Annotated in this window: 23 protein-coding genes; 7 read left to right on the top strand and 16 right to left on the bottom strand. The window is 72.1% G+C overall.

Annotated features, from left to right (window positions below; translation table 11 throughout):
- Positions 1-93: 93 nt before the first annotated feature.
- From ACQPY0_RS10345 to ACQPY0_RS10335, 3 genes are all read left to right on the top strand, one after another.
- A complete protein-coding gene (locus ACQPY0_RS10345; RefSeq protein WP_432987280.1) occupies positions 94-1,350 on the top strand; it encodes an Ig-like domain-containing protein in 1,257 nt (418 codons plus the stop codon).
- A gap of 154 nt (positions 1,351-1,504) precedes the next feature.
- The gene (locus ACQPY0_RS10340; RefSeq protein ID WP_432987278.1) at positions 1,505-2,293 is read left to right on the top strand and encodes a hypothetical protein; all 789 of its coding nucleotides are present in this window, start codon (positions 1,505-1,507) and stop codon (positions 2,291-2,293) included.
- Positions 2,294-2,401: 108 nt separating this feature from the next.
- A complete protein-coding gene (locus tag ACQPY0_RS10335; RefSeq protein ID WP_432987276.1) occupies positions 2,402-3,493 on the top strand; it encodes an IS630 family transposase in 1,092 nt (363 codons plus the stop codon).
- 72 nt (positions 3,494-3,565) lie between these two features.
- Here ACQPY0_RS10335 and ACQPY0_RS10330 read toward each other — a convergent pair whose 3' ends face one another.
- On the bottom strand, positions 3,566-4,345 hold the full coding sequence (locus tag ACQPY0_RS10330; protein WP_432987274.1) for a transposase family protein: 780 nt from the start codon (positions 4,343-4,345) through the stop codon (positions 3,566-3,568).
- 128 nt (positions 4,346-4,473) lie between these two features.
- Between ACQPY0_RS10330 and ACQPY0_RS10325 the strand changes: the two genes are divergently transcribed.
- A complete protein-coding gene (locus ACQPY0_RS10325; RefSeq protein WP_432995152.1) occupies positions 4,474-4,797 on the top strand; it encodes a hypothetical protein in 324 nt (107 codons plus the stop codon).
- Positions 4,798-5,059: 262 nt separating this feature from the next.
- Here ACQPY0_RS10325 and ACQPY0_RS10320 read toward each other — a convergent pair whose 3' ends face one another.
- Complete coding sequence (locus ACQPY0_RS10320; RefSeq protein WP_432987272.1) at positions 5,060-5,956, bottom strand: hypothetical protein; 897 nt, start codon at positions 5,954-5,956, stop codon at positions 5,060-5,062.
- An 878-nt stretch (positions 5,957-6,834) separates the two neighbouring features.
- Here ACQPY0_RS10320 and ACQPY0_RS10315 point away from each other — a divergent pair.
- The gene (locus ACQPY0_RS10315) at positions 6,835-7,167 is read left to right on the top strand and encodes a PadR family transcriptional regulator (RefSeq protein WP_432987270.1); all 333 of its coding nucleotides are present in this window, start codon (positions 6,835-6,837) and stop codon (positions 7,165-7,167) included.
- 261 nt (positions 7,168-7,428) lie between these two features.
- Here the strand turns inward: ACQPY0_RS10315 and ACQPY0_RS10310 are convergent, their stop codons facing one another.
- From ACQPY0_RS10310 to ACQPY0_RS10280, 7 genes are all read right to left on the bottom strand, one after another.
- Positions 7,429-8,139 carry a permease prefix domain 1-containing protein gene (locus ACQPY0_RS10310; RefSeq protein WP_432987268.1) on the bottom strand — a complete coding sequence of 237 codons (711 nt, stop codon included), beginning with the start codon at positions 8,137-8,139 and terminating at the stop codon, positions 7,429-7,431.
- Between the two features lie 3 nt (positions 8,140-8,142).
- A complete protein-coding gene (gene cydC / locus ACQPY0_RS10305; RefSeq protein ID WP_432987266.1) occupies positions 8,143-9,696 on the bottom strand; it encodes a thiol reductant ABC exporter subunit CydC in 1,554 nt (517 codons plus the stop codon).
- Complete coding sequence (gene cydD, locus ACQPY0_RS10300; RefSeq protein ID WP_432987264.1) at positions 9,693-11,369, bottom strand: thiol reductant ABC exporter subunit CydD; 1,677 nt, start codon at positions 11,367-11,369, stop codon at positions 9,693-9,695. Before cydD ends, cydC begins: the two co-directional genes overlap by 4 nt.
- 13 nt (positions 11,370-11,382) lie before the next feature.
- Complete coding sequence (locus ACQPY0_RS10295) at positions 11,383-12,354, bottom strand: cytochrome d ubiquinol oxidase subunit II (RefSeq protein WP_432987262.1); 972 nt, start codon at positions 12,352-12,354, stop codon at positions 11,383-11,385.
- Positions 12,351-13,619, bottom strand: coding sequence for a cytochrome ubiquinol oxidase subunit I (locus ACQPY0_RS10290; protein WP_432987260.1), 1,269 nt, complete (start codon positions 13,617-13,619; stop codon positions 12,351-12,353). The genes ACQPY0_RS10295 and ACQPY0_RS10290 overlap by 4 nt, the downstream gene beginning before the upstream one ends.
- A 107-nt stretch (positions 13,620-13,726) precedes the next feature.
- On the bottom strand, positions 13,727-14,260 hold the full coding sequence (locus ACQPY0_RS10285) for a hypothetical protein (RefSeq protein ID WP_432987258.1): 534 nt from the start codon (positions 14,258-14,260) through the stop codon (positions 13,727-13,729).
- 23 nt (positions 14,261-14,283) lie between these two features.
- The gene (locus ACQPY0_RS10280) at positions 14,284-15,060 is read right to left on the bottom strand and encodes an amino acid-binding protein (protein ID WP_432987256.1); all 777 of its coding nucleotides are present in this window, start codon (positions 15,058-15,060) and stop codon (positions 14,284-14,286) included.
- A 222-nt stretch (positions 15,061-15,282) separates the two neighbouring features.
- On the opposite strand from ACQPY0_RS10280, the gene ACQPY0_RS10275 reads away from it, so the two are divergent.
- Complete coding sequence (locus ACQPY0_RS10275; RefSeq protein ID WP_432987254.1) at positions 15,283-16,305, top strand: phosphotransferase family protein; 1,023 nt, start codon at positions 15,283-15,285, stop codon at positions 16,303-16,305.
- Entirely contained in the window at positions 16,305-17,516 is a 1,212-nt protein-coding gene (locus ACQPY0_RS10270; RefSeq protein ID WP_432987252.1) for an acyl-CoA dehydrogenase family protein, read from the top strand. The genes ACQPY0_RS10275 and ACQPY0_RS10270 overlap by 1 nt, the downstream gene beginning before the upstream one ends.
- A 79-nt stretch (positions 17,517-17,595) precedes the next feature.
- On the opposite strand, the gene ACQPY0_RS10265 is transcribed toward ACQPY0_RS10270, so the two are convergent.
- From ACQPY0_RS10265 to ACQPY0_RS10235, 7 genes are all read right to left on the bottom strand, one after another.
- A complete protein-coding gene (locus ACQPY0_RS10265; RefSeq protein WP_432987250.1) occupies positions 17,596-18,576 on the bottom strand; it encodes an NAD-dependent epimerase/dehydratase family protein in 981 nt (326 codons plus the stop codon).
- The gene (locus ACQPY0_RS10260) at positions 18,573-19,013 is read right to left on the bottom strand and encodes a MerR family transcriptional regulator (protein ID WP_432987248.1); all 441 of its coding nucleotides are present in this window, start codon (positions 19,011-19,013) and stop codon (positions 18,573-18,575) included. Before ACQPY0_RS10260 ends, ACQPY0_RS10265 begins: the two co-directional genes overlap by 4 nt.
- A 145-nt stretch (positions 19,014-19,158) precedes the next feature.
- The gene (locus ACQPY0_RS10255) at positions 19,159-19,404 is read right to left on the bottom strand and encodes a hypothetical protein (RefSeq protein WP_432987246.1); all 246 of its coding nucleotides are present in this window, start codon (positions 19,402-19,404) and stop codon (positions 19,159-19,161) included.
- 664 nt (positions 19,405-20,068) lie between these two features.
- The gene (locus tag ACQPY0_RS10250; protein WP_432987244.1) at positions 20,069-20,257 is read right to left on the bottom strand and encodes a hypothetical protein; all 189 of its coding nucleotides are present in this window, start codon (positions 20,255-20,257) and stop codon (positions 20,069-20,071) included.
- Between the two features lie 739 nt (positions 20,258-20,996).
- Positions 20,997-21,434 (bottom strand): hypothetical protein, encoded by a 438-nt coding sequence (locus ACQPY0_RS10245; protein WP_432987242.1) that lies wholly within the window; start codon positions 21,432-21,434, stop codon positions 20,997-20,999.
- 70 nt (positions 21,435-21,504) lie between these two features.
- A complete protein-coding gene (locus tag ACQPY0_RS10240; protein ID WP_432995150.1) occupies positions 21,505-22,572 on the bottom strand; it encodes a LacI family DNA-binding transcriptional regulator in 1,068 nt (355 codons plus the stop codon).
- Between the two features lie 61 nt (positions 22,573-22,633).
- Entirely contained in the window at positions 22,634-25,063 is a 2,430-nt protein-coding gene (locus tag ACQPY0_RS10235; protein WP_432987240.1) for a GH36-type glycosyl hydrolase domain-containing protein, read from the bottom strand.
- Between the last annotated feature and the right edge of the window lie 10 nt (positions 25,064-25,073).

Below are 25,073 nucleotides of genomic sequence, written 5' to 3'. Positions count from 1 at the left end.
GCACTTTCCGGAACATTGAACTGGTGGCACTAACACGGGATACACCGGTGTCGTAACCGGTGCATGCTCTAGCCCAACGAAGGAGGTGTGGACATGGGAGTCTCCGCACGAGCACTGGCCACGATCGCCGCTCTGACCAGCGTCGTCGTCCTCGCTGCGGGCTGCAGCAGCGACGACGGGGCCAAGCCGAAATGGAGCGGCGCTGACAGCAGTGCCGGCGGCCCCTCGGCTTCCGCGTCCGCCGCCGAGCTGCCGAAGGCGGCCTTCGCCGCTCCCAACGACGGCGCGAACAACGTCTCCACCGCAACCGAACTGTCCCTGCAGACGACCCCGGGCTCCAACGCCCAGGTCGCGCTGACGGACGCCTCGGGGGCCGCGGTGACAGGCGCGCTCAACGCCGACGGGACGGCCTGGATCCCCGCGACTCAGCTCAAATACGGCACGCAGTACACGGCAACCGTGACCTCCGCCGGCGACACGGCCGGCAAGAAGGTCACGTTCACCACCATGGGGAAGCCCGGCAAGACGGTCAACGTCTCCACGGCTGTCTCCGACAACAAGACGTACGGCGTGGGCATGCCCATCGTCGTACGGTTCGGCTCCAGCGTCCCGCAGGAACTGCGGGCCTCGGTGGAGAAGCGGCTGATCGTCACGTCCGACCCGCCGCAGATCGGCACCTGGTACTGGTTCAACGGCGGTGAGGTCCACTACCGCACGAAGGAGTACTGGCAGTCCGGCACCAAGATCAACGTTCGGCTCGCCGTCGGCGGGCTCCAGCTCACCAAGACCGGCTGGGGTACCAAGGACGTCACGAGCACGTTCAGCATCGGCGACAAGATCGTCATGACGACCGACGACCAGACCCACCAGATGACGGTGGAGCAGAACGGCCAGGTCATCAAGACGCTCCCGGTCAGCCTCGGCAAGGCCAGGACCCCCTCGTCCTCCGGGAACATGGTGGTCATGGACAAGAACCAGTCCGAGCTGTTCGTGGGGACCGACCCCGAAGACCCGTACCGCGAGACCGTCTACTGGACGCAGCGGATGACCAGCGGCGGGGAGTACATCCACTCCGCCCCGTGGTCGGTCGGGGACCAGGGCAAGCGCAACGTGTCGCACGGCTGCACGAACGTCTCGGAGTCCAACGCGAAGTACCTGTACAACCTGACCAAGATCGGCGACGTCGTGATCGTGAAGAACACGACCCGCAAGCTCGCCTGGGGCAACGGCTGGACCGACTGGGACAAGACCTGGGACGAGTACGTCAAGGGCAGCGCACTGCCGCCGCCGGCCGCGACCACGACGTCCCCCTCGACGTCCGCGTCGTCCGCGGCCTCGGCCTCCGCTTGATGCATCACAGGGCAGCAACATCTTCGGCAGGGCCGTTGCTCACCCGGTGAGCGACGGCCCTGCCGCTTGTCGTAATCCCTACATGCAACCGGGCGCGGATCCGATGACACCCCGCTGCATCATCATCGATGCAACAGGAGCTAGCCTCTCGCGCATGGCACTGGTCCGGCGCAACGCCGTCCTCGGCTCCTCCAGCAACCGGGTCGTGGCGGCCGCCACGGTCGCACCACAGAACCTCGCGCCGGCTCCCTCCCTGGCCGAGGACGTCACGCAGCGCATCCCGGCCCAGGCAACGCCCCCCGCCGCCGAGGTCGGCGCCGCCCTGGCCGCGGTCGGCACCGAGGCGCCCCCGGCTCCCGGCGGCGAGGCCGCCGCGGTGGCCACCCAGCCGGCGAGCATCGGCGCCCTGATCACGGCCTTCCTGCTGATGGCGGCGGGCGGCGCGGGCTCGTGGGCGCTGTACCACTGGGGCGTCAACGCCGACGAGATCCACCTGCCGGACGCGACCGCCCTCTTCGGCGTGCTGTTCGCCTTCGCCACGGCGGTCGAGCGCATCCTGGAGCCGTTCGCCCGCTTCATGCCGGGCCAGCACGCCAAGGGCGAACTGGAGAAGGCGGTGGCGAACATGGCGAACAAGTACCACGACGCGACCCTGGACGACCTGATCCAGGTGGCCCACGCCAAGTCGATGGTCGACCGCGGCCGCGCCAACCGCGGCCTGATCTCATGGGGCATCGCGGTCGCCCTGGCCACGGTAGCCTCGTCGTCCGGGGGCCTGTACCTGCTGCACTCCATCGCCGGCGACGGCTGGCAGGGCATCCCGGTGTGGATCGACGCGATCATCACCGGCGTGGTGGTGGGCAGCGGCACGAAGCCCCTGCACGACGTGATCAGCAAGGTCCAGAAGAACAAGGAGAAGTCCGAGGACACGACGGCCGCATAGCGTCACCGTCCACGCACCGTCCGACTTTTCCGGATCGATTAGGTCGGGTGGACTAGTGTTCCGTGATGCTGGTTGTGTTATGTGGGGTCGGTCGTTGATCCTGGTGTAATGCTGACCGAGGCCCAGACCGCGGAGCTGCGGGCGGTGATCAACAGTCGGGACGTGCCAGCGGTGGTGGCGACTCGGGCCCGGATCGTGTTGTGGATGGCGGAGGGTCGGCGTCGGAAGGATGTTGCGGCGCTGGCCGGGGTGTCACTGCCCACTGTGGACCGTTGGGTCGACAGGTACGCGGGCAACGGGCTGGCCGGCTTGGCGGATGGATCGCACGCAGCGCCCCGTGAGCAGGTGCCGGCCGCGGTTCGGGCCCGGGTCCTGGCGTTGAGTCGGGCCACGCCACCGGTGGAGACCGGGTTGTCGCACTGGTCGAGCCGGCAACTGGCCGCGTACCTCAAACGGACCGAGGGTGTGTCGGTGTCCTGGCACTACGTGGCGAAACTGTGGCGGGACAACGATCTCAAGCCACACCGGCAGGGCACCTTCAAGCTGTCGAAGGACCCGCGTTTCGCCGAGAAGGTCGCCGACATTGCCGGCTTGTATCTCGCCCCGCCCGGCGGCGCGGTCGTGCTCTCGATCGACGAGAAGACCCAGATCCAATCATTGGACCGAACGCAACCGTTGCTGCCCATGGACTTCGGGGTCACCGAGCAACGCACCCACGACCACAAGCGCCATGGCTTCACCAACCTGTTCGCCGCCCTGGACGTCGCCACCGGGCACGTCGTCGCCGACTGCCAGCCGGTCCGCGACAGCGCCCGGTTCCTAGCGTTCCTGCGCAAGGCCGTGAAACCCCATGCCGGGAAAGAAATCCACGTGGTCCTGGACAACTTGTCCACCCACGACACCCCCGACGTGCGGGCCTGGCTGGCGGCGAACCCGAACGTCACGGTCCACTTCACCCCGACCGGCAGCTCCTGGCTCAACATGATCGAGATCTGGTTCGGGCTCATCACCCGCCAGTCCATCCGCCGCGGCACATTCACCTCTGCCAACGCCCTCATCGTCCGCATCCGCGACTACGTCGCGCACTGGAACACCGACGCCAAACCCTTCACCTGGACCGCCAGCACCGAGGAGATCCTCGCCAAGGTCCGCTGGGCCCAGACCAGCGTCAAGCAACTCGTCAACAACAATGGGAGGTAACGACACCAGGATCACGCAACACTAAAGGATGTCTCGTAACTCGGATCTCGGGTCTCCGCGGCGGGTTCGGCGTCATCGGGTGAGGGCGATGTTGTGGAGATGGGCGATCGCTGAGGCGGTGTGCGCCAGGGTGTGCGCGGCGCGGCGGTAGTCGCGCAGGATCTTGTAGGTCTTCATCCGGGCGAAAGTGTGTTCGATGCGAGCGCGGATGGTGCGGTGCGTGGTGTTGAGGTGTTCCTTCCAGTCCGGTAGCGGGGTGCCGTCCGGCGGCTTGCGGTACGGGATGATCACCTCGGGGTTGCCTCGGTAGCCGCCGTCAGCCATCACGGTCCGACCGGCCAGAGCCTGTTGGATGCCGTTGGTGCGGTAGACGACGGTGTCGTTGCGGTTGCCCGGTTGCGGCTCGCCCAGGGCGATCACCAGGCGGGTGTTGGCGTCGATGGCGACCTGCAGGTTGGTCGAGTAGCGGTAGTTCTTGCTCTGGGCGGCCAGTCTATGGTCGCGGGTAGGGATCAGGGTGCCGTCGACTACAGCGATCTGCTTGGCCGGTCGACGGCGGACCGGCAGCAGAGTCAGCAGCGGTCCGAGGCTGTCGATGACGCGGTGGGCGGCGGAATGCGACACCCCGAACAGGGGCCCGAGTTGGCGCATGGTCAGGTTGGTGCGCCAGTAGGCGGTGACCAACAGGACCCGGTCGGCCAGTGGCAGCGTCCACTGTCGGCCGGGGCGTCCGCCGGCGATGGCGTCCCCGCCGCGTTGGGCGACGAGGCGCACCAGCCGGCGGAACTGGGCCGGGCGTAACCCGGTGAACGGCACGGTCCACTCCGGGTGTGCTGCCGAGATCACCTGCACCGGGACATCGTCATGGATGACTGGACGGTTTCCGGCGCCGGGTGACGAGACGTCGTTTGGCGGCTGTAGCGTTGTCTGCCTGGCGGGAAGGGGTGCGCGTGGACGTCAGGCGTGACGAGCCGGTTGTCGTGGTTCCATTGGAGCACGCCATCGAGGTGGCTCGGGTCCTTGAAAACGTCGTCATCTCGCTGGATCGGATCGGCTCCCGTGAGGCGTGCGGCGACGCCGATGTCCACACGTTCGACCAGTTCCTCAAAGAGTGGTGGGTCGGCCCCCGGCTTTCCCATGTGCGGGTGCTGATGTGGGAGGCGATCGCGAACGCCATCGGAGCGGAGGCCGTGGAGGAGATCGCCGAGGCGGTGCCTCGCTTCCCTGACCCGGTGCCGGAGGAAGTACGGCGGTTCGTTGCCGAGCGGAACGCACGGTGGGCCGCATACGACGAATCCCCATAATCCGCCAACAGACGCCGACAGAGTTACGAGACATCCTTTAGCCTGAGGAAATGAGGAACAGCCCCGGCGAGGCGTCTACCGGCGTGGCTTGGCCGCACCGCCCGATCCAGCCCCGCTGACCCACTCGGCCCTTGCTCGACTCGCCCGCCCGCACCACGCGCGCGGCGGTTGTCGTGCAGCAGGCGCGGTTACTATGCGGCCAACGCGGTTGTGGTGCGACCGACGCGGTTGTTGTGCGGCCGGCACGGTTGCTACGGCGGCCTTACAGCACCAGCAGCCCGTCGCTCTGGCCGCGCGCGGTAAGCTCGGCCAGGGCCGCGTCGGCGTCGAGGAACGGCAGGTAGGGCAGGTCGTAAGGCTGGGCCCGCAGCACCTGCGTGGCATGGTGGGCGGGCACGGCGCCGGATGGGTAGGCTCGCGCGCACCGCGTGTCCACGAGCGCGTGCCGCGTCCCGAAGCCGGCCACCGCCTCCCACTCGACCAGCGGCGCGGTCGTCGGCAGCGGCACCCCCGGCGGCTCGGGCAGCACGTCGACGGCGGTGTAGGGTTCGCTGCCGGCGAGCCACCAGGACAGCGCCGCGACCGTGGAGCGCAGCGGATACTCGCACCAGTAGGGCACCAGCCCCGCCCGCACCACGTGCCAGGGGTCGAGCAGGCGCCCGCACTCGACGACGAGCCGGTTGCCGGTGCGGTCGCCGGCGCGCAGCCACGCGCGGTAAAGGTCCGCGACCGCCGCGCTGAGCACGTCGGGATGGCGGTAGAGGACCTGGCGCACCGGGTGACCGTGCGCGGCCGCGAAGCGCCGGAGGTCCTCGACGAGCGCGCGGTCGACGCTGCGCTCGCCGTCGCTGTCCGCCGGCTGCTCCCCGAGGACGGCGGCGTCGCGCCGGTCGAGGTAGTCGGCCGGGCTCAGGCCCGAGGCGCGGGCGCCCAGCTGGAAGGCGTACCCGCCGGCGCCCGCCACCGTCAGCCAGCGGCCCACGTCCCGCGTCACGATGACCGCCGCCCCGGGCCGCAGGCGCTCGGCGATCAGGTCGCGGTACGCGCCCGGCAGCCGGCGCCACCGCACCACCGCGTACGCGGTCGCGGCCGCCGACCAGCCCCGCCACACGGGGTCGTAGACCTGCCGCACCGTGACGTCGGGGTTCGCCTCCAGCACCGGCCGCGCCGCGAGCTCTCCCGCGCGGGCGGCGGCGGTGTTGTCCGCGGCGGCGCCCCCGGATCGCCGCGCCGCGCCACGACGTCCGGCGTGGGCAGCTCGAACCCGGCGGGCAGCCACGGCACCCCGAGCGCCGCGGCCAGGTGCAGCGACGACCCGTGCGGCGAGCCGATCACGAGGCCGCCGAACCGCCCGGGCGGCAGTTGTCCGGTGAGCCAGCGGGCCACGGCCTCGGCGTCGACGACCGCCGCGGCGTCGCGCCGCGCATGCCGGCCCGCCCCGACACTCCACCACGACCCGGTGCCCCGGCCCGTCCCGGCATTCCCGTTGCGGTCGGCGGTCGCCCCCGGACCCGCGCCCGTACTCGTCGCGTCATCGCGCCGCGCGTGCCGCCCCGTCTCCGTACCCGGCCCGGGCCCGGCGTCCGCGCTCGCCTCGTCGTCGTCGTGGCGGGCATGCCGGCCGCTCGTCGCGCGTTGCGGCCCGGCGTCCGCACCGCTGCCGGCGTCGACGTCCGTCTCTTCGTCGCGGCGGGCATGCCGGCCGGTGGGCTCGGCACCCTCGCCCGGCTCCGAGCCCGGCTCGGCGCCGGCTCGCGGAGGCCGGTCCGTCGACGTGGTCCAGCGGGGGGCGGCGACTGCCGCGCGCGGGACGCCGCGGCGGTACGCCAGAGATCGGCCGGACGCAATCGCCAGCGCGGTTCCCAGGCCGGTGGGCCACTGCAGCTCGACGTCCCGCGCGGTGTCCGACCGCCGCCTCATGCTTCGCACCCGTCCGCTTCCCCAATCCGTGTGGCGTGCCACGGGTCCTGCCCACGGCCTGGAACCCTAAACCCCTGCCGTGGCGCGGCGGCGAGCTAACCCGTAGACTCGCTACACATGAAGGCGGACGCGCTACGCGGGCATCTCGACGCACTCCTGCTCGCGGTGCTCGACGGCGAACCCCGCCACGGTTACGCGATCATCGAGGCCCTCCAGGAGCGCAGCGGCGGCTCGCTGGCCCTGCCGACCGGCACGGTCTACCCGGCCCTGCGCCGCCTCGAGCGGGCCGGCTACGTCGAGAGCGCCTGGTCCACGGTCGGCGGGCGGGAGCGGCGGACCTACCGGCTGACCAACGCGGGCCGCAAGGTGCTGGCCGAGGAGCGCACGGCCTGGCAGGAGTTCACCACCACCATCGGCGCGGTGCTCCTGCCGCCGCCCGCCACGACCTGATCCGGCCAATCGGAAGAAAGCCACGGAAGCGGCAGAAGCCGAAATAATACGAAATTTCGGCTATCCCTTCCGGATTACGCCTCGCAGGCGTGAAATGGGACGTCGGCGCCCGACCTGATGGGTCACGCACTGTCGCCTTGAGCACGCCGGTCAGCATGTCGGTTCCCGACGAGGAGCACGAGCGGCTCATCGAGCGGGTCTGTGCGATCGACGCGTGGCCAAGGAATCAGGCAAGAGTGCCGGAAGAGAGAGACGGGCAGGTCAGACGGCGACGCGGTTGCGCAGGGCGGTACGGGCGAACTGGACGCAGCGAACCGACAGCACGCCCGCGTAGCCGAAGGCCGCCAGGTTGACCAGCATGCCCAGGATGACCGGGGGCCAGGTCGCCGCGGCCGGCCACTGGTAGATGCTCAACCCGAACACCACCGCCCCCACCACGCCGTGCAGGCCCAGGAACGTGACCGCGCCCAGGCCGACGATCCGCGTGAAGCGTACGCCGTCGCGAAGGTAGCGGCTCCCCCACGAGAAGCCGAGGACCACCAGGGCGGCGACCGCCGCGGCCAGGAACGACGTGTACTTGAAATGGTCCACGAGCACCCAGTAGAGATGGGTGGCGTGGTTGGCGACGCTCCACGGGCTGTCCCACCACATGAGCGGGGCGAGGACGTTGACCAGGGGCAGGGCCAGCGCGATCCATGTCGCCGTGCGGCGGCCCTGCTGGGCGGCCAGCTCGGCCTGGTATCCGGGGACGACCTCGCCCAGGGTGCCGAACTCGAGCACCGCGCGGCGCTGGGCGTCCAGGGGCGGCAGGCCGAGATCGTCCTGGAAGGCGGCGGCCGCGTCCTGCAGGCTGTGGCGCGCCTCCGTGATCATTTCAGCACGCGTGCGGAGCGGCCCGCGCAAGGCCGCGGCGAGCCCGTCGACATACGTGTCGATCGGCCCCGCGTCGTCGGGCAGAAAGACCCTGGACACCCGTCAAGGGTCGCACACTGCCGGAACGCTGTGCAGTCGCCCGTCGGCGACCGTGACGACGTCGTCGAACCGGTCGAGGTCGGCGCGGCGGTGCGTGACGACGACGACCGTGCGCTCCCCCGCGGCCCGCAACGCCGTGGCGAGGACCGCGTCGGCGGCATCCGCGTCGAGGCCCTCGGTGGGCTCGTCCAGCAGCAGGACCGGTGGCGCGTCCAGCAGTGCCCGGGCGAGCAGCAGCCGCTGCCGCTGCCCTCCGGACAGCCGCCCGCCGTCCTCGCCCACGACGTCGTCGAGCCGGTCCCCGTACTCCCCGAGTCCCGCGGCGGCCAGGGCGGAGCGCATTGCCGCATCGCCGAACCCGTCCCGCCCGAGCGTGAGGTTCTCCCGGACGGTGGTGTGGAACACGTGCGCGTCGGCGAACACACCGCCGGCCACCTGCCACGCCTCGGCACCGTCCGGCACTCCTTCGACCCGCCCGGCGACGACCGGCGCCCGGCCCGCGATGACGTCCAGCAGCGTCGACTTCCCGGCGCCGCTGGGGCCGACGACTGCCACCCGCCGCCCGGCCGGCAGTTCGAGATCGACGTCGGCGAGGGCGTCCCGGGCGCCGTGCGGATACCGGACCCTGACTCCGCGCAGCCGGACCGAGACCGGCTCGGCCAGCGCCCGCCGGTCCGGCGGCGGCGAAGCCTCGGCCCGATCACCGACGAGCGCCCGGACCCGCCGGACCGCCCCGAGCACCTCGCCGTGGCGGGCCGCCGCGGCGGCCAGCGGTACCACGACCTCACCGACGGTCAGCGCGACGAGCGCCGGCACCGGGCCGCCGCCGAGCGCCCCGATGGCCAGGGCGGCACCGGCCGGCACCAGCGCCGCCGCCCCGCTCACGACCCCGCTGAGGGCGGCGGCCCGGGCCTCCAGGCGAGCCAGCCGCCGGCCCCGCGCGGAGGCGGTGGCCAGCGCGGCGGGCAGGGCGCCGAACGCGGTCAGCTCGGCGGCGCCATGGGCGAGGTCCACGGCGCCGGCGGCCACCGCGCCGCGCGCCGCGGCGAGCCCGGCCGATCCACGCGAGCCGGCCCGCCCGAGCAGCGGCAGCAGCACCCCGCCGAGCACCAGGGCGACGGCGAGCACCAGCCCGGCCACGGGCGAGAACAGGGCGACCCCGGCGACGGAGGCGGCACCGATCACCGCCGCGACCCCGGCCGGCAGCACGGCCCGCAGCAGCAGATCCTGCACGGCGTCCACATCGGACACCACGCGGCTGAGCGCGTCGCCGGCCTTCACGTCGGCCAGCGAGGCGAAGGCGCGCGCCCGCAGGTCGGCCAGCACCCGCAGGACGACGTCGTGCCCGGCGAGCCGCTCGACGTATCGTATCCCGCCCTTGAGCAGTGCGAATGCCCGCACCGCGGCGATCGCCACGGCAAGCGCGGCCAGCGGCGGCTGATCCGCCGCCCGCACGATCATCCACGTGGCGGTCCCGACCAGCCCGACCCCGGCGGCCTCGGCGAGCACCCCGAGCACCCCGGCGGCGACGAGCCGCAGCACCACGCCCGCGCTCACACGGCCACCTCGGCCTGGTCTGGCTCGATGGCGCTTCGCGGTGATCGACCCAGGCCAGGCGCCTCGCTCAGCCGGCCGTCCACGGTGACGGTCCGCGTGGCGATCGACAGCAGCGCCGGCCGGTGGGCGACGAGCAGCGCGGTGCGCCCGGCGGCGAGCCGGGCCGCCGACGCGACGACGGCCGCCTCGCTGGCCGGGTCGAGCCGCGCGGTCGGCTCGTCGAAGAGCAGCAGCGAGGCGTCGCGCCGCAGCCAGGCCCGCGCCATGGCGAGCCGCTGCCGCTGCCCGCTGGACAGCCCGTGCACCGACAGCTCGGTGTCGTACCCGTCCGGCAGCGCCCGTACGAACCCGTCCGCCTCGGCGGCCCGCGCGGCGGCGACCACGGCGTCCAGCGGCGTCGAGGGCGAGCCGAGCCGGATGTTGTCGGCGACGGTGCCGGCGAACAGATGCGGCCGCTGCGGCATCCACGCCAGCCGCGCCCGCCACGCGTCCAGGTCGAGCGCGGCGAGGTCGACGCCCCCGACGAGGACGCGCCCGGCGGTCGGGGCGGTGAACCCGAGGATCAGCGACAGCAGCGTGGACTTGCCGCCGCCGCTGGGCCCGATCAGCGCCACCCGGTCCCCGGGCTCGACCTCCAGCGACGCCTCGCGCAGCGCCACGACGTCGCCGTAGCGCACCTCCACGCGCTGCAGGACCAGGCCGGCGTCCGCCGGTGGCAGGCGCGGTTCCGTCGTGGCTTTCGGAGCATCCAGCAGTACGGCATGAATCTCCGCCGAAGCCGCGAGCCCTTCCTGGCTCGCGTGGAACTTGGTGCCGAGGGCGCGCAGCGGCAGATAGGCCTCCGGCGCCAGCAGCAGCACCGTGAGCGCCGCGGCGAGCGTCAGCCGCCCGTCGAGGAGCCGCAGCCCCACGGGGACGGCGACGAGGGCGACGGAGACGGTCGCGACCAGCTCCAGCACCAGGGCGGACAGGAACGCCAGGCGCAGGGTGCGCATGGTGGCGACCCGGTACGCCTCCGCGTTCTGGCGCACCCGGCGCACGTAGGCGGCCTCGCGCCCGAACGCGCGCAGGGTCGCGAGGCCCCGGACGGTGTCGAGGAAGTGGCCGCCGAGCCGGCTGAGCTCGGCCCATTGGCGCTGGGTGCGGGCGCCGGTGGACTTGCCGACGAGGACGCCGAAGACCGGGATGAGCGGCAGGGTCAGCGCGACGACGACGGCGGAGGCGAAGTCGGTCAGCGCCAGCCAGCCGAGGGTGGCGAGGGGGACGAACGCGGCGAGGAAGACCTGCGGCAGGTAGCCGGTGAGGTATCCGTCGAGGCCGTCGACGCCCCGGCCGGCCAGGGTGGCGAGCTCACCGGCGCGGCGCCCGGCCAGCCAGGCGGGGCCGCGGCGGGCGGCGGAGTCGAGCAGCCGCTCCCGCAGGTGGGCCTTGATGCCGGCGGCCGCCCGGCCGGTGAGCGCGGTGAGCGCCCCCGCGTGCAGGCCCCGCAGCAGTACCGCGCCGAGCCCGACGGCGAGCGCGACCCGGTCGAGGCGCCCGTCGACGGCCGCGGCGAGCAGCTGCGCGAGGCTGACGGCCTGCGTCACGGTGAGCACCGCGGCCAGCAGCGCGGAGCCGGTCAGCACTGTCGCGTAGCGCCGGACCGGGCCGAGCCGCAGCAGTCTTCTGTCCACGTATCGCGCCGCCCTACCAGTACAGAGACGTCCGACGCCGGAACAGCCACCAGCAGGCGGCCTGGACGGCGACGAGCACCGGGAGCAGCGGGGCCGCGCCGAGGGCGAGCAGCCGCAGCGTGTCGCGGCCGGCGGCCGCGGCGTCGACGGTCACCGTCGCACCCGGGTCCACCGTGGACGCTAGCACGGTGGGGAACAGCGCTGACGCGGCCGCGACGACGGGTAGGGCGCAGGCCACAGCGGTGAACCCGAATGCCCGGCCGGCGGCACCGCGGCGGGCCAGCGCCGCGGCGGCGAGCGTCGCCGCCACGATCGCCCCGCCCAGGACCGTGCCGGCGACGGGGTTGCGGATGCCGGCGGGCGCGGCGAGGTACCAGCCGCCGATCGCCAGGGCGCAGACACCGCCGGCGATCGGGGCGAGGCGGGCGACGAGGCGGCGCATCCGCTCGTCGCGCCGCTTCCACAGCAGGTACGCGGCGCCGTTGGCGAGCACCAGCAGCACGTTGGCCAGCGCGGTGAACCAGACCTCGGGGGCGGCCAGCGGGGCGAGGCCGTGGACGTGGACGTCGGCGGTGAGTGCGACGCCGTGCAGCAGGACGCCGAAGAGCAGCCCCCACGCGGTGGCGAGGGTGACGCCGCTGGCTGCGATGAGCGCGTCGAAGCCGCCCCGGCGCCGGCCGCGGCTGCGCAGCTGCACGCCGGCGTTGAGGGCGAGCAGGCCGAGGACGGCGGCGACGAGCACCGGATAGGCGGCGCCGAACAGCTCGCCCTCCAGCCGCGGGAACGCGGCGATGAGCACGCCGGCCGCGCCGACGATCCAGACCTCGTTGCCGAGGAACATCGGGCCGATCGCGTTGAGGGCGGCGCGCCGCTCGCCGTCGCCCCGCAGCACGGGCAGGAGCATGGCGACGCCCTGGTCGAGGCCGCCGAGCGCGAAGTAGGTCGCGAAGAGGGCGCCCAGGATGCAGTACCACACGGTGCTCACACCGTCACCTCCTGCTGTTGGATACGGATCTCCTCGTCCTGCTGGCCGAACTCCCCACCGGGTTTTCTGGCCGCGGCCCGGGCCAGCAGCCACCAGTCGACCAGGACGAGCCCGGCGACGACGACGCTGAAGCCGAACGTGGACCAGCGCAGGGCGTCCGCGCTCATCGGGGACACCGCGTCGGCGGTGCGCAGCAGGCCGTACACCGCCCAGGGCTGCCGCCCCTCCTCCCGCACGAACCAGCCGAGGATGCCGGTGAGCATCGGCACGGGGATGAGCGCGGTCAGCAGCCAGGACATCGGCCGGGCCCAGCGGCGGCGGACGAGCGTGTCGCGGAAGGTCAGGACCTGGGCGATGAACAGCACCAGGAACAGCAGGTTGGCCACGCCGATCATCGAGTCCAGCGCGGTGCGGACGTGCTCGCTGACGAGGTAGTCGCCGGGGCCCCAGCGCTGGACCATCTCGGCCTGGTGGGCGAGCGCCTCCTCGCCGCGGGCCAGCTTCATCGGCTGGTTCTCGTCGATCGGGCCGAACTGGGCGTAGCCGAAGCCGATGGTGAGGAAGGTGCCGACCAGCCCGGTCCGGATGCCCAGGCGCAGCGAGCGGCGGAACAGCTCGTGGTCCGGCGCGGCGAGCGGCCGCCGGCGGCGCAGGCGCCAGGCGCTGATGCCGGCCATGAGCACGCCGCCGGTGAGCACGGTGGCCGAGACCGCGTGCACGAGGGCCATCCACAGGGCGCTGTTGCCCAGCAGCGCGCCGAAGCTGGTGAGGCGGGCGGTGCCGTTCGCGTCGATCGCGTACCCGACGGGGTGCTGCAGGAACGAGTTGCTCACCAGCACCCAGAACGCGGACAGCAGGGCGGTGGCGGCGACGCCCCAGATCAGGGCCAGGTGCAGCCGCTTGCCCAGGCGCCCCCAGCCGAAGATCCACATGCCGAGCAGCGTCGACTCGAGCACGAACGCGATGAGTGTCTCCAGGGCGAGCGGCGCGCCGAAGACGTCGCCGGTGAGCCGGGACAGCCCGCTCCAGTTGAGGCCGAGCTCGAACTCCATGACGAGCCCGGTGGCGATGCCGACGGCGTAGTTGATCGCGTAGAGCTGGCCCCAGAAGCGGGCCATCCGGCCGTACACCGGATCGCCCGTCGTCACGAAGCGCGTCTGCATCACGGCGACGAGCAGGACCAGGCCGAGCGTGACCATGACGAACGTGAAGTGCAGCGATGCGGTGAGACTGAACTGCAGCCTGGCGTACTCCAGCGCGCTCATACGTCGCCCCTCGACATGTACCCGACCAACATGTCGGCAGGCTACACGTAGACGCGCACGACAAGAAGCGCCCCCTCGCTCGGCGAGGGGGCGCTCTCAGCGCGTTCTCAGGCGGCCCGGTGCTTCGATGCGACGCGGGCCAGCTCCACCAGGGCCTGGGCCCGGGCGTACTCGGCCGGGGTGAACGCCGGCGCCGGCCGCCGGACGTAGAGGGTGCCGCCGGCCGGGTCCTGCAGCTGCATGCCGGTGGCCGTGAAGCCCCCGGCGCCGGTGGAGGTCTCGGCCCGCCAGGAGATGTCGCAGTCGCCGAGCAGCGCGGCCAGGGCCTCCTGGAGGCTGGAGGTGCCGTCGAGGACCTTGGCGGCCAGGGTCAGCACCCGGGTCGGCTCGTCGATCAGGCCACGCACGTCGGCCGGGGCGACCCACGGGTCGCGACCGCGGCCGCGCAGCACGGCGTCGACGAGATCGGCCCGGGTGAGCGTGTCGGGCGCCTCGACGAGGAAGTCGTCGAGGGCGCCGGACTCGGTGGTGTGCACCTGGACGGAGAGGATGTTGACCTTCCGCAGGGCCAGGCTCGCGGTGAGTACGGACAGGAAGCCCGGACGGTCGTCGACCGTCGCCCGGATGCGCCAGAGCGTCATGGGCCGAACTCCCTGTGACCGCGCTAGGCCGTCCATGTGGAGGGGCTTGTGCCGGCGGGCGCGGGGGTTCCGGCAACGGAACTCCCCGCCTTACCCGGTTCCGCCAAACCGGGCCCCGCCAGCCGTTCCCCGAGCACAGATGCGGTTGCACCGACCAGCTGCGCCAGCCGCTCCACCTCGGAACCGTGGAACGGAGGTGCTCCAGCGTCGCCGTCCGCCCCGCCGCGTCCGACAACAAGGACCAGGCCCCCACGCTGGAAAGGCGCGACAGCGAGATGAACGCCGTCAGCTGCGCTCAGAGCGCGGGGCCGCAGTGGTGCGATGTCCACCTGTGGGGGGACAACCGGAGCGCGCCAACTGGCGCTGACCACCGAGGATTCGGTCCAGGCCTGGGCACGCGCGCCGCCGCCCGCCCAGTCGGAACCGATCTGGATCGCCACCGCCCAGTCCGCGCCGAACAGTGCGGGCGCCGCGTCCACGACCGTAGCCAGGCCGTGATCGGGGTTCGCCGCCACCTGTCCGATGAGCGCGACCTCGCGGCCGCTGCTCGGCTCCGACAGCTCGGTGCCGCGCCACACACCGTCCACGCGTACGCCTGGGATCGCCGCGAGGCCGGTGAGCACGCGGTCGACCGGGCCCGAAGCCGGCCAGACCACGGTGAAGTCGTCCACCGCACGACCGCCGACCCGCTCCAGTACCACGACCGAAACGATGTCCGCGCCGACCACACCCAGCGTCCGGGCAACCTGCCCGAGTGAGCCGGGACGGTCGGGTAGTGCAACTCGCAGCCTGAGCAGCATGTGAGTCGACCTCCCGTCGTCCTGGGCTTCAGGATGTACGCCGCCGTTGGTGTACGCCTTGTGCTCTCCGGTACTGCGAACAGGTTGCCTACCGCGAGTTTCCGCGCCGTTTCGCAGCGGTGTCGGTGCCGGAACGTTTACCCGGCCGCCGAACCGTATATACCGGTTCAAAAAGCCACACGATGCTTGACAGGGAACGTGTCTCAACCCTGGACTGATCGAATGAGCACCCCGCCCGGTCTCGACCCCGCCCGCCTGCAGGCCTACCTGGACGAAAAGGCCCCCGGCCTGGTCAGCGCGCCGCTGACCGCCGAGCTCGTGGCCGGCGGACGCTCCAACCTGACGTACTTTCTCAACGAGGTCTTCGTCCTGCGCCGTCCGCCGCTCGGCCACGTCCTGGCCACCGCGCACGACATGACCCGCGAGTTCCGCGTGATCTCCGCGCTCGGCGCCACCGCGGTCCCCGTCCCCGAGGCACTGCTGCTGTGCGAGGACGACAGCGTCCTGGGCGCCCCGTTCTACCTCATGGCCCGCGTCCCCGGCGTCGTCCTGCGCCACCGCGATCAGACCGACCCGCTCGGCGAGCAGAACCGCCGCAAGGTCGCCTTCGCCATGATGGACACCCTCGCCGAGCTGCACCTGGTCGACCCGGCCGAGGTGGGCCTGGCGGAGTTCGGCCGGCCCGAGGGCTTCCTGGAGCGCCAGGTCCGCCGCTGGAGCAAGCAGCTGGAGAAGTCGTACAGCCGCGACCTGCCCGCCGCCGCGGCCCTGCGCGACAAGCTCGCCGCGACCGTCCCCGCCGGCCCGCGCGCCGGCATCGTGCACGGCGACTACCGCCTCGACAACCTCATCGTCGACCCGGACACGCTGCGCGTCGCCGCCGTCCTGGACTGGGAGATGGCCACGATCGGCGACCCGCAGACGGACCTGGGGCTGCTGCTGGCGTACTGGAACGTGCTGGAGCGCATCAAGACGGTCCGCAACCCGATCGCCGACGGCCTGGGCGTCGCCGCCGGCTTCCCCGACGGCGACGAGCTGCTGGCCCGCTACGCCCGCACCGCGCCGCTGAGCGAGAACCTGGACTGGTACGTCGGCCTGGCCTGCTACAAGCTCGCCGTCGTGCTCGAGGGCATCCACTACCGGTACACCCACGGCCAGACGGTCGGGGCCGGCTTCGACGAGATCGGCGAGCTGGTCCCGCCCCTGCTGGAAGCGGGCATCGCAGCGATCGACGGAGAGAGCTGATGGACTTCGGTTTCGACGAGCGCACCGCCGGACTGCACGAGAAGCTCACCGCCTTCATGCAGGAGGAGGTGTACCCCGCGGAGCCGGTGCTGGAGCGGCAGCTGGCCGAGGCCGCGGACCCGTGGGCCCGCCCCCCGATCATCGAGGACCTCAAGCGCTCCGCCCGCGACCGGGGCCTGTGGAACCTCTTCCTCCCCGACGCGACCCACGGCGCGGGCCTGACCAACCTGCAGTACGCCCCGCTGGCCGAGATCACCGGCCGCAGCCCGAACCTGGCCCCCGAGGCGCTCAACTGCGCCGCCCCCGACACCGGCAACATGGAGGTCCTGGCCCAGTTCGGCTCCCCCGGGCAGCGGGACCGCTGGCTCAAGCCCCTGCTCGAGGGCCGGATCCGCTCGGCGTTCTGCATAACGGAGCCGGAGGTGGCATCGTCGGACGCGACGAACATCTCCACGCGCATCGAGCGCGACGGCGACGCCTACGTCATCAACGGGCGAAAATGGTGGTCGTCGGGCGCGATGAACCCCAACTGCCGGCTCCTCATCGTGATGGGCAAGACGGACCCCGCCGCGCAGCGCCACCGCCAGCAGAGCATGATCTGCGTCCCCCGCGACACACCGGGCATCACGGTCAAGCGCGGCATGCACGTCTTCGGCTACACCGACGCCGCCCACGGCGGCCACGCCGAGGTGCTGTTCGAAAACGTACGGGTCCCGGCCGACGCCCTGATCGCCGGCGAGGGCGAGGGCTTCGCGATCGCCCAGGCCCGCCTGGGCCCCGGCCGCATCCACCACTGCATGCGCCTGATCGGCATGGCGGAGCGCGCCCTGGAGCTGATGTGCGGCCGGGTCAGCCGGCGCGTGGCGTTCGGCCGCCCCCTGGCCGAGCAGGGCGTCGTCCAGGAGTGGATCGCCGAGTCGCGGGTCCGCATAGAACAGGCCCGCCTCCTGGTGCTCAAGACGGCCTGGCTGATGGACAAGATCGGCAACAAGGGCGCCCACACCGAGATCCAGGCCATCAAGATCGCGGTCCCGTCCATGGCAGAGTGGGTGATCGACAAGGCCATCCAGGCGCACGGCGCCGGCGGCGTGAGCCAGGACACGCCGCTGGCGTCGCCGTGGGCGAGCGCGCGCTCCCTCCGCTTCGCCGACGGCCCGGACGAGGTCCACCGCGCGTCGCTGGCCCGCCGCGAGCTGCGCAAGTACAACTGATCCGGGCTCCACCCCGACGCCCGCGGGCGTGGGCCGCAGGTCCGATAAGTCGGGCGCTCCGCGCCACGACTTATCGGATTTATACCTCGCCTGGCGAAAAATCCGTTATGCCAAGATCCAGCATGCTCTGGACGGTCTCGACGAGGGTCGTCTCGGCCGGCCGGGGCCGGAATCCCAGCTCCCGCCTCGCCCGGTCGTTGTGGATGGTGAGCGGTGGCGGTTCGTCGCCGGACGCCTCGTCGAGCGTGACCCGCCCGGCGAATGCTCCGAACCGGTCGCGGAACAGCCGCGCCACCTGTACGAACGTGGTCGTCGGGCCATCGGCGAGCGCGAGGTAGCGCCTGCCGGCCGCCTCGGGCGTCCGCATCGCCGTGATGTGCAGTTCGGCGACGTCCCGTACGTCGGCGACGCCGAAGCGCTGACGTGGCACGACGGTCACGGTCCCCTCGATGAGCGCCTTGACGACGTGCAGCGAGGACCGCACCTCGGTGGTGAGCGTGGGCCCGGCGATCCAGGTCGGGTTGATCGCGACGAGTTCCGTGCCGCCGCCCTCACGCTCGACGAAGTCCCAGGCAGCGCGTTCGGCGATCGCCTTCGAACGCGGATACGGTGCGAGCCCCGGGGTGTCCGGGTCCGTCCAGTCGTCCTCGGTGTAGTCACGCCCCGGCTTCGGCGAATAGCCCACCGCCGCGAACGACGAGGTCAGCACGACCCGCCGGGCGCCGGCGTCCCGGGCGGCGCGCAGGACGTGCAGCACGCCGTCGCGGGCGGGCCCGACGATCCGCTCCGGGTCGAGCCCGTGGTGCATCGGCGTGGCGAGATGGTAGACCTCCGCGACGCCCGCGAGGGCCTGGTCCCAGCCGTCGGCGGCGGTGATGCCCGCCACGACGAGTTCGAGACCGTCGTCGTCGGTGCCGCCGCGGCGTACGGCCTCACGCAGCCCCGCCTCGACGTCGAGGGAGCGGACCGCGGCGCGCACCGGGGTCCCGTCGCGCAGCAGGTCCGCGACCAGGCGCGTGCCGAGGTAGCCGTTCGCGCCGGTGACCAGGACCCGGCTCATCGCAGCACCGCCTCGAGGCTCGGGAGGATGTCCCGTACCCGCAGGTTCGCCTCTTCCTCACTCGCGACGTCTCCGCGGTCGCGGGCATCCCACAACACAGCCTTCCGCCGCAGGTATTCGAGGTGTACCTGGAGCGTGGCGATCTGGCCTTCGATCCGCTCGGCGTGGCGGCGCAGTAGATCCCGCTGCTCGCCCGCCGCGGCGCGTCCCAGCGCACGGTTCGCCTGGTAGGTGCGCATATCCTCGATGCCGACGCCCATCGCGCGCAGGCAGGCCAGCGCCTGGAGGGTGTCGAGGTCCTCCTCGCGGTAGCGGCGATGCCGGCTGCTGGGATCGCGGCGGATCGGACCGATGAGCCCGACCTCCTCGTAATAGCGCAGCGTCGCCTCACTCAACCCACTGCGCCGCGCAACGTCTTGAATCGTCAACGTGGTCACGAGACCAGCGAATCAAACCTCAAGCGCTTGAAGTCAAGACCCACGCGCCCCAAGCACCAAGGCGCCCGCGATCTCTCGCCGACCACCGCCAGTTCAAGATCACACCGTCGCCCCTTGACGTCAGCCGGGCCGCCGTTTGCCCTGGTCACCGGGTTTTGTCGTACCCCTGTTCTAGGTTGTCTCCATGAGCGAGGTGCTGACCGGGACCGCTGATTCGGAGTGGCGTGTTCGGTTGGATGCGATGCTGGCTGAGCAGCGTCGTCGTGTGGCTCGTCGTCGTGCGGTGCGTGCCGAGTTCGCTGAGGCTCGCCGTCGTGGTTTGGAGGCGCGTCATGCCGAGCGCCTGGCCCGTCTGGACGCCGAGGCCCGGACCGCCGAGATCAGCGCTCATTGGGCCGAACAGGACGCCCGAGCCGCCCGCCGCCGCGCTCTGACCACCCACCCCGGTCCGGGCCGCCCGTCGCCCCAGCCCGACCGGGGCAGTCCACCAATCCAGCCCGACCCCGGCCTTCCACCGACTCAGCCCAACCCCCGCCGCCCGCCGCCCCAGCCCGAATCCCACCGCCCACCAACCCAGCCCAACCCCAGCCATCAGCCGACTCAGCCCGAATCCCGCCGCCCGTCGACCCAGCCCAACCCCGGCCATCAGCCGGCTCAGCCCGAATCCCACCGCCCGTCGACCCAGCCCAACCCCGGCCGGCCGGCCACCCAGCCGAACCCGCGCTCCGATCCATCCGCGTCCGCCCTGCCCGGACCGTCTCGCCCTCACGACGTTTCCGCCCCATCGATGCCGCCGCCGACATGTCGTACGGAGTCGCTGAGGCCATCGTCGCCGCCGATGTCTCGTGCATCGCCAGGGCGTTCGCTGTCGCCGCGTTCCCAGCCCGCACCGAGGCCACCGCGCACCCGACCGGTCCAGTCGGCGTGCTGTCGATCCGTAGTGTCATCACCAACGCACCAGCCGAGCCGTTACGGCGACGACGCTGCGTCACCACCGCCGAAGCAACGACCGAGCCGCTCCGGCGACGCCGCTCCACCACCCACCGCGCCACCACCTACCGCTCCGGCGCCCGCCATCGATCGGGCCGCCGCTGCACCGGCGCATTCCTCGCCACCGCTGAGCCCGCCTCCCGCGACAGCCGCCGCAGGTAGTGCAGCTTCACGAAGTGCGGCGGGACCGGGGGGCCGCCGGCCGGCCCGGACGCCATGTGCTTCACCCAGGTCGCGTCCGCCTCGTCATCCACGCACCCGATTTCGCCGACCGTCGTCTTCGACCGCCAAATGGCCTCGAAGCGGCCGCTGGACACGCGGCTCGACGACATCGCCACGGCCGGCTCGGGGTCCGGCGCTCCCCGCGTTCGCCGCCTCGGCGGGCAGGGGCGCAGCAGGAGCGGGAGCACGGTCCCCGCCGAAATGACCGTGATGTCGTCACCAAACGGAGTTGAGGCTCCGTCGTCGCCCTGGTCGCCGAGCCGATCGCCCGGCTTCGCTGACTCATGCGAGCCCGGGCCATGCCGCGCGGCCTGAACTGCCGCGACGCGGGCACACCGGCGGGTGGGCAAGCGCAAGCTGGGCCTGTCTGTCGGGCTCCACGCCGCTACGCGAAACGCCCGGATTCATCGCGCGCAGAAGTCGAAAGGGAGCCCGACAACAGGCGATCCGGACGTGTCGTCATTGGAGTGGGTCACGGGGTCTATCGATCATGGGGGTCTCTCGCTCCGTGAGCGACTACCGGGTGCGCTCTGGTCGGCATGCGAGGCGACCGGCCCCCGGCGACCGCTGGCCGGCACCCCGCACGGCGCCGGCATGCGAGGCAACCGGCGACCGCGGGCCGGCACCCCGCATGGCGCTGGCATGCGAGGCAACCGGCGACCGCGGGCCGGCACCCCGCATGGCGCTGGCATGCGAGGCGACCAATGACTGCGGGCCGGCGCCCCGCATGGCGCTGGCATGCGAGGCGGTTCGGGCAATTCGCGGATTGTCTCAGTTCGGCGGGGGGAAGACCGGCTCGTACGGGGCCGGGGGCTCTGCTGACGACGGTAGGTGGTCCGGCTCGTCGTTGGCGCCGAGGCGGGCCGACGCGGCCTGGATGGCCTTCGGGGCCGAGGCCGCCGCCGCCCAGCCCACCGCCACGCCGCCCAGGACCGCCACCGCGATCCAGCCCCACGGCTTGCGCGGGCGGCGGCCGGACAAGGCGTCCAGGGCCAGGTTCGCGCGCTTCCAGGCCTCCGTGCTCGCCGAACCGACCCGGTCCGACGCGGTGCTGTAGCGGTCCGAGGCCTCACCGGCCAGGTCGGATGCGCGGTCCTTCATGCTGCCGCCGAAGGTGCGCGCGCTGTCCAGGGCCGAGACCAGGTGCTCCCAGGCCTCCTCGGCCACACTCTGCGCGCGGCGCCGCCGCTTCTTCCACTCGTTGCTCATCGACTCTGCCACCTCCTCCGATCTCCCGGTGCCCGTAACCGCCGAAACGCAAACGGGAGGGCGGGGGGGCTCAGGCCGAGGCGCGGCGGACCAGGTGGGTCTCGACCATCACCGACGAGGACGCGGCGCCGGCGATGCGGGAGATGAGCAGGCGCGCCATCTCGCGGCCCATCGCCTCGACCGGCTGGTGGACGGTGGTCAGCGGCGGGTCGGTCTGGCGGGCGATCGCCACGTCGTCGAAGCCGACCAGGGCGACGTCGCCGGGAACGTCCTTGCCCAAGGACCGTAGCGCGCGCAGTGCGCCGACCGCCATCAGGTCGGAGGCGGCGAAGACCGCGTCGATCGTCGGGTCGGCCTCCAGCAGTTCGCGGACGGCCCGCTCGCCGCTGGCCTCGGAGAAGTCGCCGTACGCGATGAGGCGCTCGTCCACCGGCAGCCCGGCGCGCTCCAGGGCCTCGCGGTAGCCGGTCAGGCGGGAGACGCCCACGGCCATGTCCTGCGGTCCGGCGATCGCGGCGATGCGGCGGCGCTGCCGGTCCAGGAGGTGGCCGACGGCGATGCGGGCCCCGCCCTCGTTGTCGGCGTCCACGTAGGAAAGCTGCGAGAGCTGGGCGGTGAAGTTGAGCTGCTCGTCGTCGACGAGCATCTGGGCGGGGCGGCCGCCGAGGACGACCGGCAGGCCCCGGCGCTCCAGCAGCAGCGGCAGCGGGTCGGCGTCGTGCAGTGACAACAGCATCACGCCGTCGACGTGCTGGCTGGTCAGGTGGTGCTCGACGCGGTCACGCTCGGCCGGGGACTGGGCCATCGCCAGCCAGAGCTGCAGCTGGGTGTCGGCCAGGGCCGAGCTGATGCCGCGCACGATGCCGGCGAAGAAGGGCTCCCCGAAGACGCGCTCCTCCGACTCCGAGACGACCAGGGCGACCGAGTCGGTGCGCTGGGTGACCAGGGCGCGGGCGGCCCGGTTGGGCACGTACCCCAGCTCGTCGATCGCCTTCTGCACGGCGGCGCGCGCCTCGGGGCTCACCTGGGGCGAGCCGTTCACCACGCGCGACACGGTGCCGCGGCCGACACCGGCGCGCTGGGCGACCTCGTCGAGCGTGGGGCGGCCGGCGGAGCGGGGGCGGCCCGGGGACGGGATGTTCACGCCTCATTGTGCGCACATTCCGTCACCCGGCCACCGGTGGGACTGACGATCTTTTTCAAGAAATCGTCAAATTGACCTCAACGTCCGCGCCGGCGGGGGCCAGCGGGAGGACCGCGTCGGGGTCGGCCTCGTGCCCGTCCACCGTCAACGTGCGCACACCGCCGCGCTGGACGGTGATGTTGTACGTCGCCCCGCGGAACCGGCGCACTGCGGTGAATCCGGACCATTCGGACGGCATGACCGGATTCAGGCGCAGACCCGTGAGCTCGGGCCGGATGCCGAGGATCCACTGCGTGATCGCGGCGTAGTTCCAGGCCGCGGTGCCCGTCAGCCAGGAGTTCTTCGCCTCGCCGTGGGTGGGGGCGTCGCGGCCGGCGATCATCTGGGCGTAGACGTAGGGCTCGCACCGATGCACCTCGCTGATGGCCTCGCGGGCCGCCGGCAGGATGCGCTTGTAGTAGTCGAACGCCCCGTCGCCGTTGCCGACGATCGTCTCGGCGATCATCAGCCACGGGTTGGTGTGGCAGAAGATGCCGGCGTTCTCCTTGTAGCCGGGCGGGTAGGAGGAGATCTCGCCGAGCTCGATGCGGTAGGAGCTGTACGCCGGCTGCTGCAGGACGATCCCGTGCGGCGTGGCGAGCCGCTCGCGCACGCTGGTCAGGGCCGTCGCCGCGGTGCCGTCCTCGACGCCGACGCCGCCCATGATGCACATGCCCTGCGGCTCGATGAAGATCTGTCCCTCGTCGTTGGAGGCCGAGCCGACCACGTTGCCGTGGAAGTCGTACGCCCGGCGGAACCAGGCCCCGTCCCAGCCGTGCTCGGCGATCGTGCCGGCCATCTTCTCGGCCGCGTCGAGGTACTCCTGCGCGGGCTTGCCCACGAACGCGGCGATCCCGGCGAGCTCCCGCGCGGCGAGCACGAACTGCCCGGCGATGAAGACGGACTCGGCGACCCCGCCGATGGCGTTCTCCGTGGTCTGGAAGGGCTCGCCGGGAGTGTCGGAGAAGCAGTTGAGGTTGAGGCAGTCGTTCCAGTCGGCCCGCCCGATCAGCGGCAGGCCGTGGGGGCCGAGGCGCTCCAGGGTGTACCGCAGGGAGCGCTGCAGGTGCTCGTAGAGCGGCTGCTCCGTGCCGGGATCGTTGTCGTACGGCACCGCCGCGTCGAGGATCGAGGTGTCACCGGACTCCTTGAGGTAGGCCGCGACGCCCAGGATGAGCCACAGCGGGTCGTCGTTGAAGCCGGAGCCGATGTCGTTGTTCCCGCGCTTGGTCAGCGGCTGGTACTGGTGGTACGCCCCGCCGGTGGACAGCTGCGTGGCCGCGATGTCGAGGATCCGCTCCCGGGCCCGCTCCGGGATCATGTGCACGAAGCCGAGCAGGTCCTGGTTGGAGTCGCGGAAGCCCATGCCGCGGCCGATGCCGGACTCGTAGAACGAGGTCGAGCGGCTCAGGTTGAACGTGACCATGTTCTGGTACGCGTTCCAGATGTTGACCATCCGGTCGGTGTCCGAGTCGGGGGTGGCCACCTGCAGGCCGCCGAGCAGGCGGTCCCAGTTCTCGCGCAGGGCCGCGAAGCCCTCGTCGACGGTCTCCTGCCGCAGCCAGCGCTCGATCACCGGGCGGACCATGTGCTTGTTGACGGTCTGCGAGCCCGGCGGGTCGAACTTGGCGTCGCGCGGGTTCTCCCAGTAGCCGAGCACGAAGCCGATCTCGCGGGTCTCCCCCGGCTGCAGCGTGACGCGCACGTGGTGGGAGCCGTGCGGCTGCCAGCCGTGGGCGATCGAGTCGCTGGAGGCACCGCGCTCGACGGCGATCGGGCGGTCCCACGAGCGGTACGGGCCGAGGAACGCCTCGCGCGCGGTGTCGAAGCCGGCCAGCGGCTCGCTGCAGGCGAAGTACGCGAAGTGGTCGCGGCGCTCGCGGTACTCGGTCTTGTGGTAGATGACCCCGTCGACGACCTCGACCTGGCCGGTGCTGAAGTTGCGCTGGAAGTTGGTGGCGTCGTCCTGGGCGTCCCAGAGGCAGAACTCGACGGACGAGAAGACCGACAGCTCCGCGGCGGAGTCGCGCTCGTTGGTCAGCCGCAGCCGCCACACCTCGAGGGTCTCGCCGAGCGGCACGAAGTACGACACCTGCGCCCTGACCCCGCGGTAGGCGGAGGAGATCCGCGTGTAGGACAGCCCATGGCGGCACTCGTACTCGTCGAGCTCGGTCTGCGTCGGCTGCCAGGTGGGCGACCAGAACTCCCCGCTGCCGGCGTCGCGCAGGTAGAGGTAGCGGCCGCCGAAGTCGAAGGGCGCGTTGTTGTACCGGTACCGGGTGAGCCGGCGCAGCCGCGCGTCGCGGTAGAACGAGTAGCCGCCGGCGGTGTTGGAGATGATGCCGAAGTACGCCTCCGTGCCCAGGTAGTTGATCCAGGGCAGCGGGGTGTCGGGCCGGTCGATCACGTACTCGCGACGTTCGTCGTCGAAGTGGCCGAAGCGCACGGTTGCCTCC

This window comes from Dactylosporangium sp. CA-233914, from assembly GCF_050942935.1.
In the GTDB taxonomy this organism is placed as follows: domain Bacteria; phylum Actinomycetota; class Actinomycetes; order Mycobacteriales; family Micromonosporaceae; genus Dactylosporangium.
This window is presented reverse-complemented; position numbering and strand designations above follow the sequence as displayed.

Bases quoted from the DNA above. Each gene is read 5' to 3' on its own strand.
- ACQPY0_RS10345 (WP_432987280.1), top strand. From the start codon at position 94: ATGGGAGTCTCCGCACGAGCACTGGCCACGATCGCCGCTCTGACCAGC.
- ACQPY0_RS10340 (WP_432987278.1), top strand. From the start codon at position 1,505: ATGGCACTGGTCCGGCGCAACGCCGTCCTCGGCTCCTCCAGCAACCGG.
- ACQPY0_RS10335 (WP_432987276.1), top strand. From the start codon at position 2,402: ATGCTGACCGAGGCCCAGACCGCGGAGCTGCGGGCGGTGATCAACAGT.
- ACQPY0_RS10315 (WP_432987270.1), top strand. From the start codon at position 6,835: ATGAAGGCGGACGCGCTACGCGGGCATCTCGACGCACTCCTGCTCGCG.
- ACQPY0_RS10290 (WP_432987260.1), bottom strand. From the start codon at position 13,619: ATGAGCGCGCTGGAGTACGCCAGGCTGCAGTTCAGTCTCACCGCATCG.
- ACQPY0_RS10285 (WP_432987258.1), bottom strand. From the start codon at position 14,260: ATGACGCTCTGGCGCATCCGGGCGACGGTCGACGACCGTCCGGGCTTC.
- ACQPY0_RS10280 (WP_432987256.1), bottom strand. From the start codon at position 15,060: ATGCTGCTCAGGCTGCGAGTTGCACTACCCGACCGTCCCGGCTCACTC.
- ACQPY0_RS10275 (WP_432987254.1), top strand. From the start codon at position 15,283: ATGAGCACCCCGCCCGGTCTCGACCCCGCCCGCCTGCAGGCCTACCTG.
- ACQPY0_RS10270 (WP_432987252.1), top strand. From the start codon at position 16,305: ATGGACTTCGGTTTCGACGAGCGCACCGCCGGACTGCACGAGAAGCTC.
- ACQPY0_RS10265 (WP_432987250.1), bottom strand. From the start codon at position 18,576: ATGAGCCGGGTCCTGGTCACCGGCGCGAACGGCTACCTCGGCACGCGC.
- ACQPY0_RS10255 (WP_432987246.1), bottom strand. From the start codon at position 19,404: ATGAGCGCTGATCTCGGCGGTCCGGGCCTCGGCGTCCAGACGGGCCAG.
- ACQPY0_RS10245 (WP_432987242.1), bottom strand. From the start codon at position 21,434: ATGAGCAACGAGTGGAAGAAGCGGCGGCGCCGCGCGCAGAGTGTGGCC.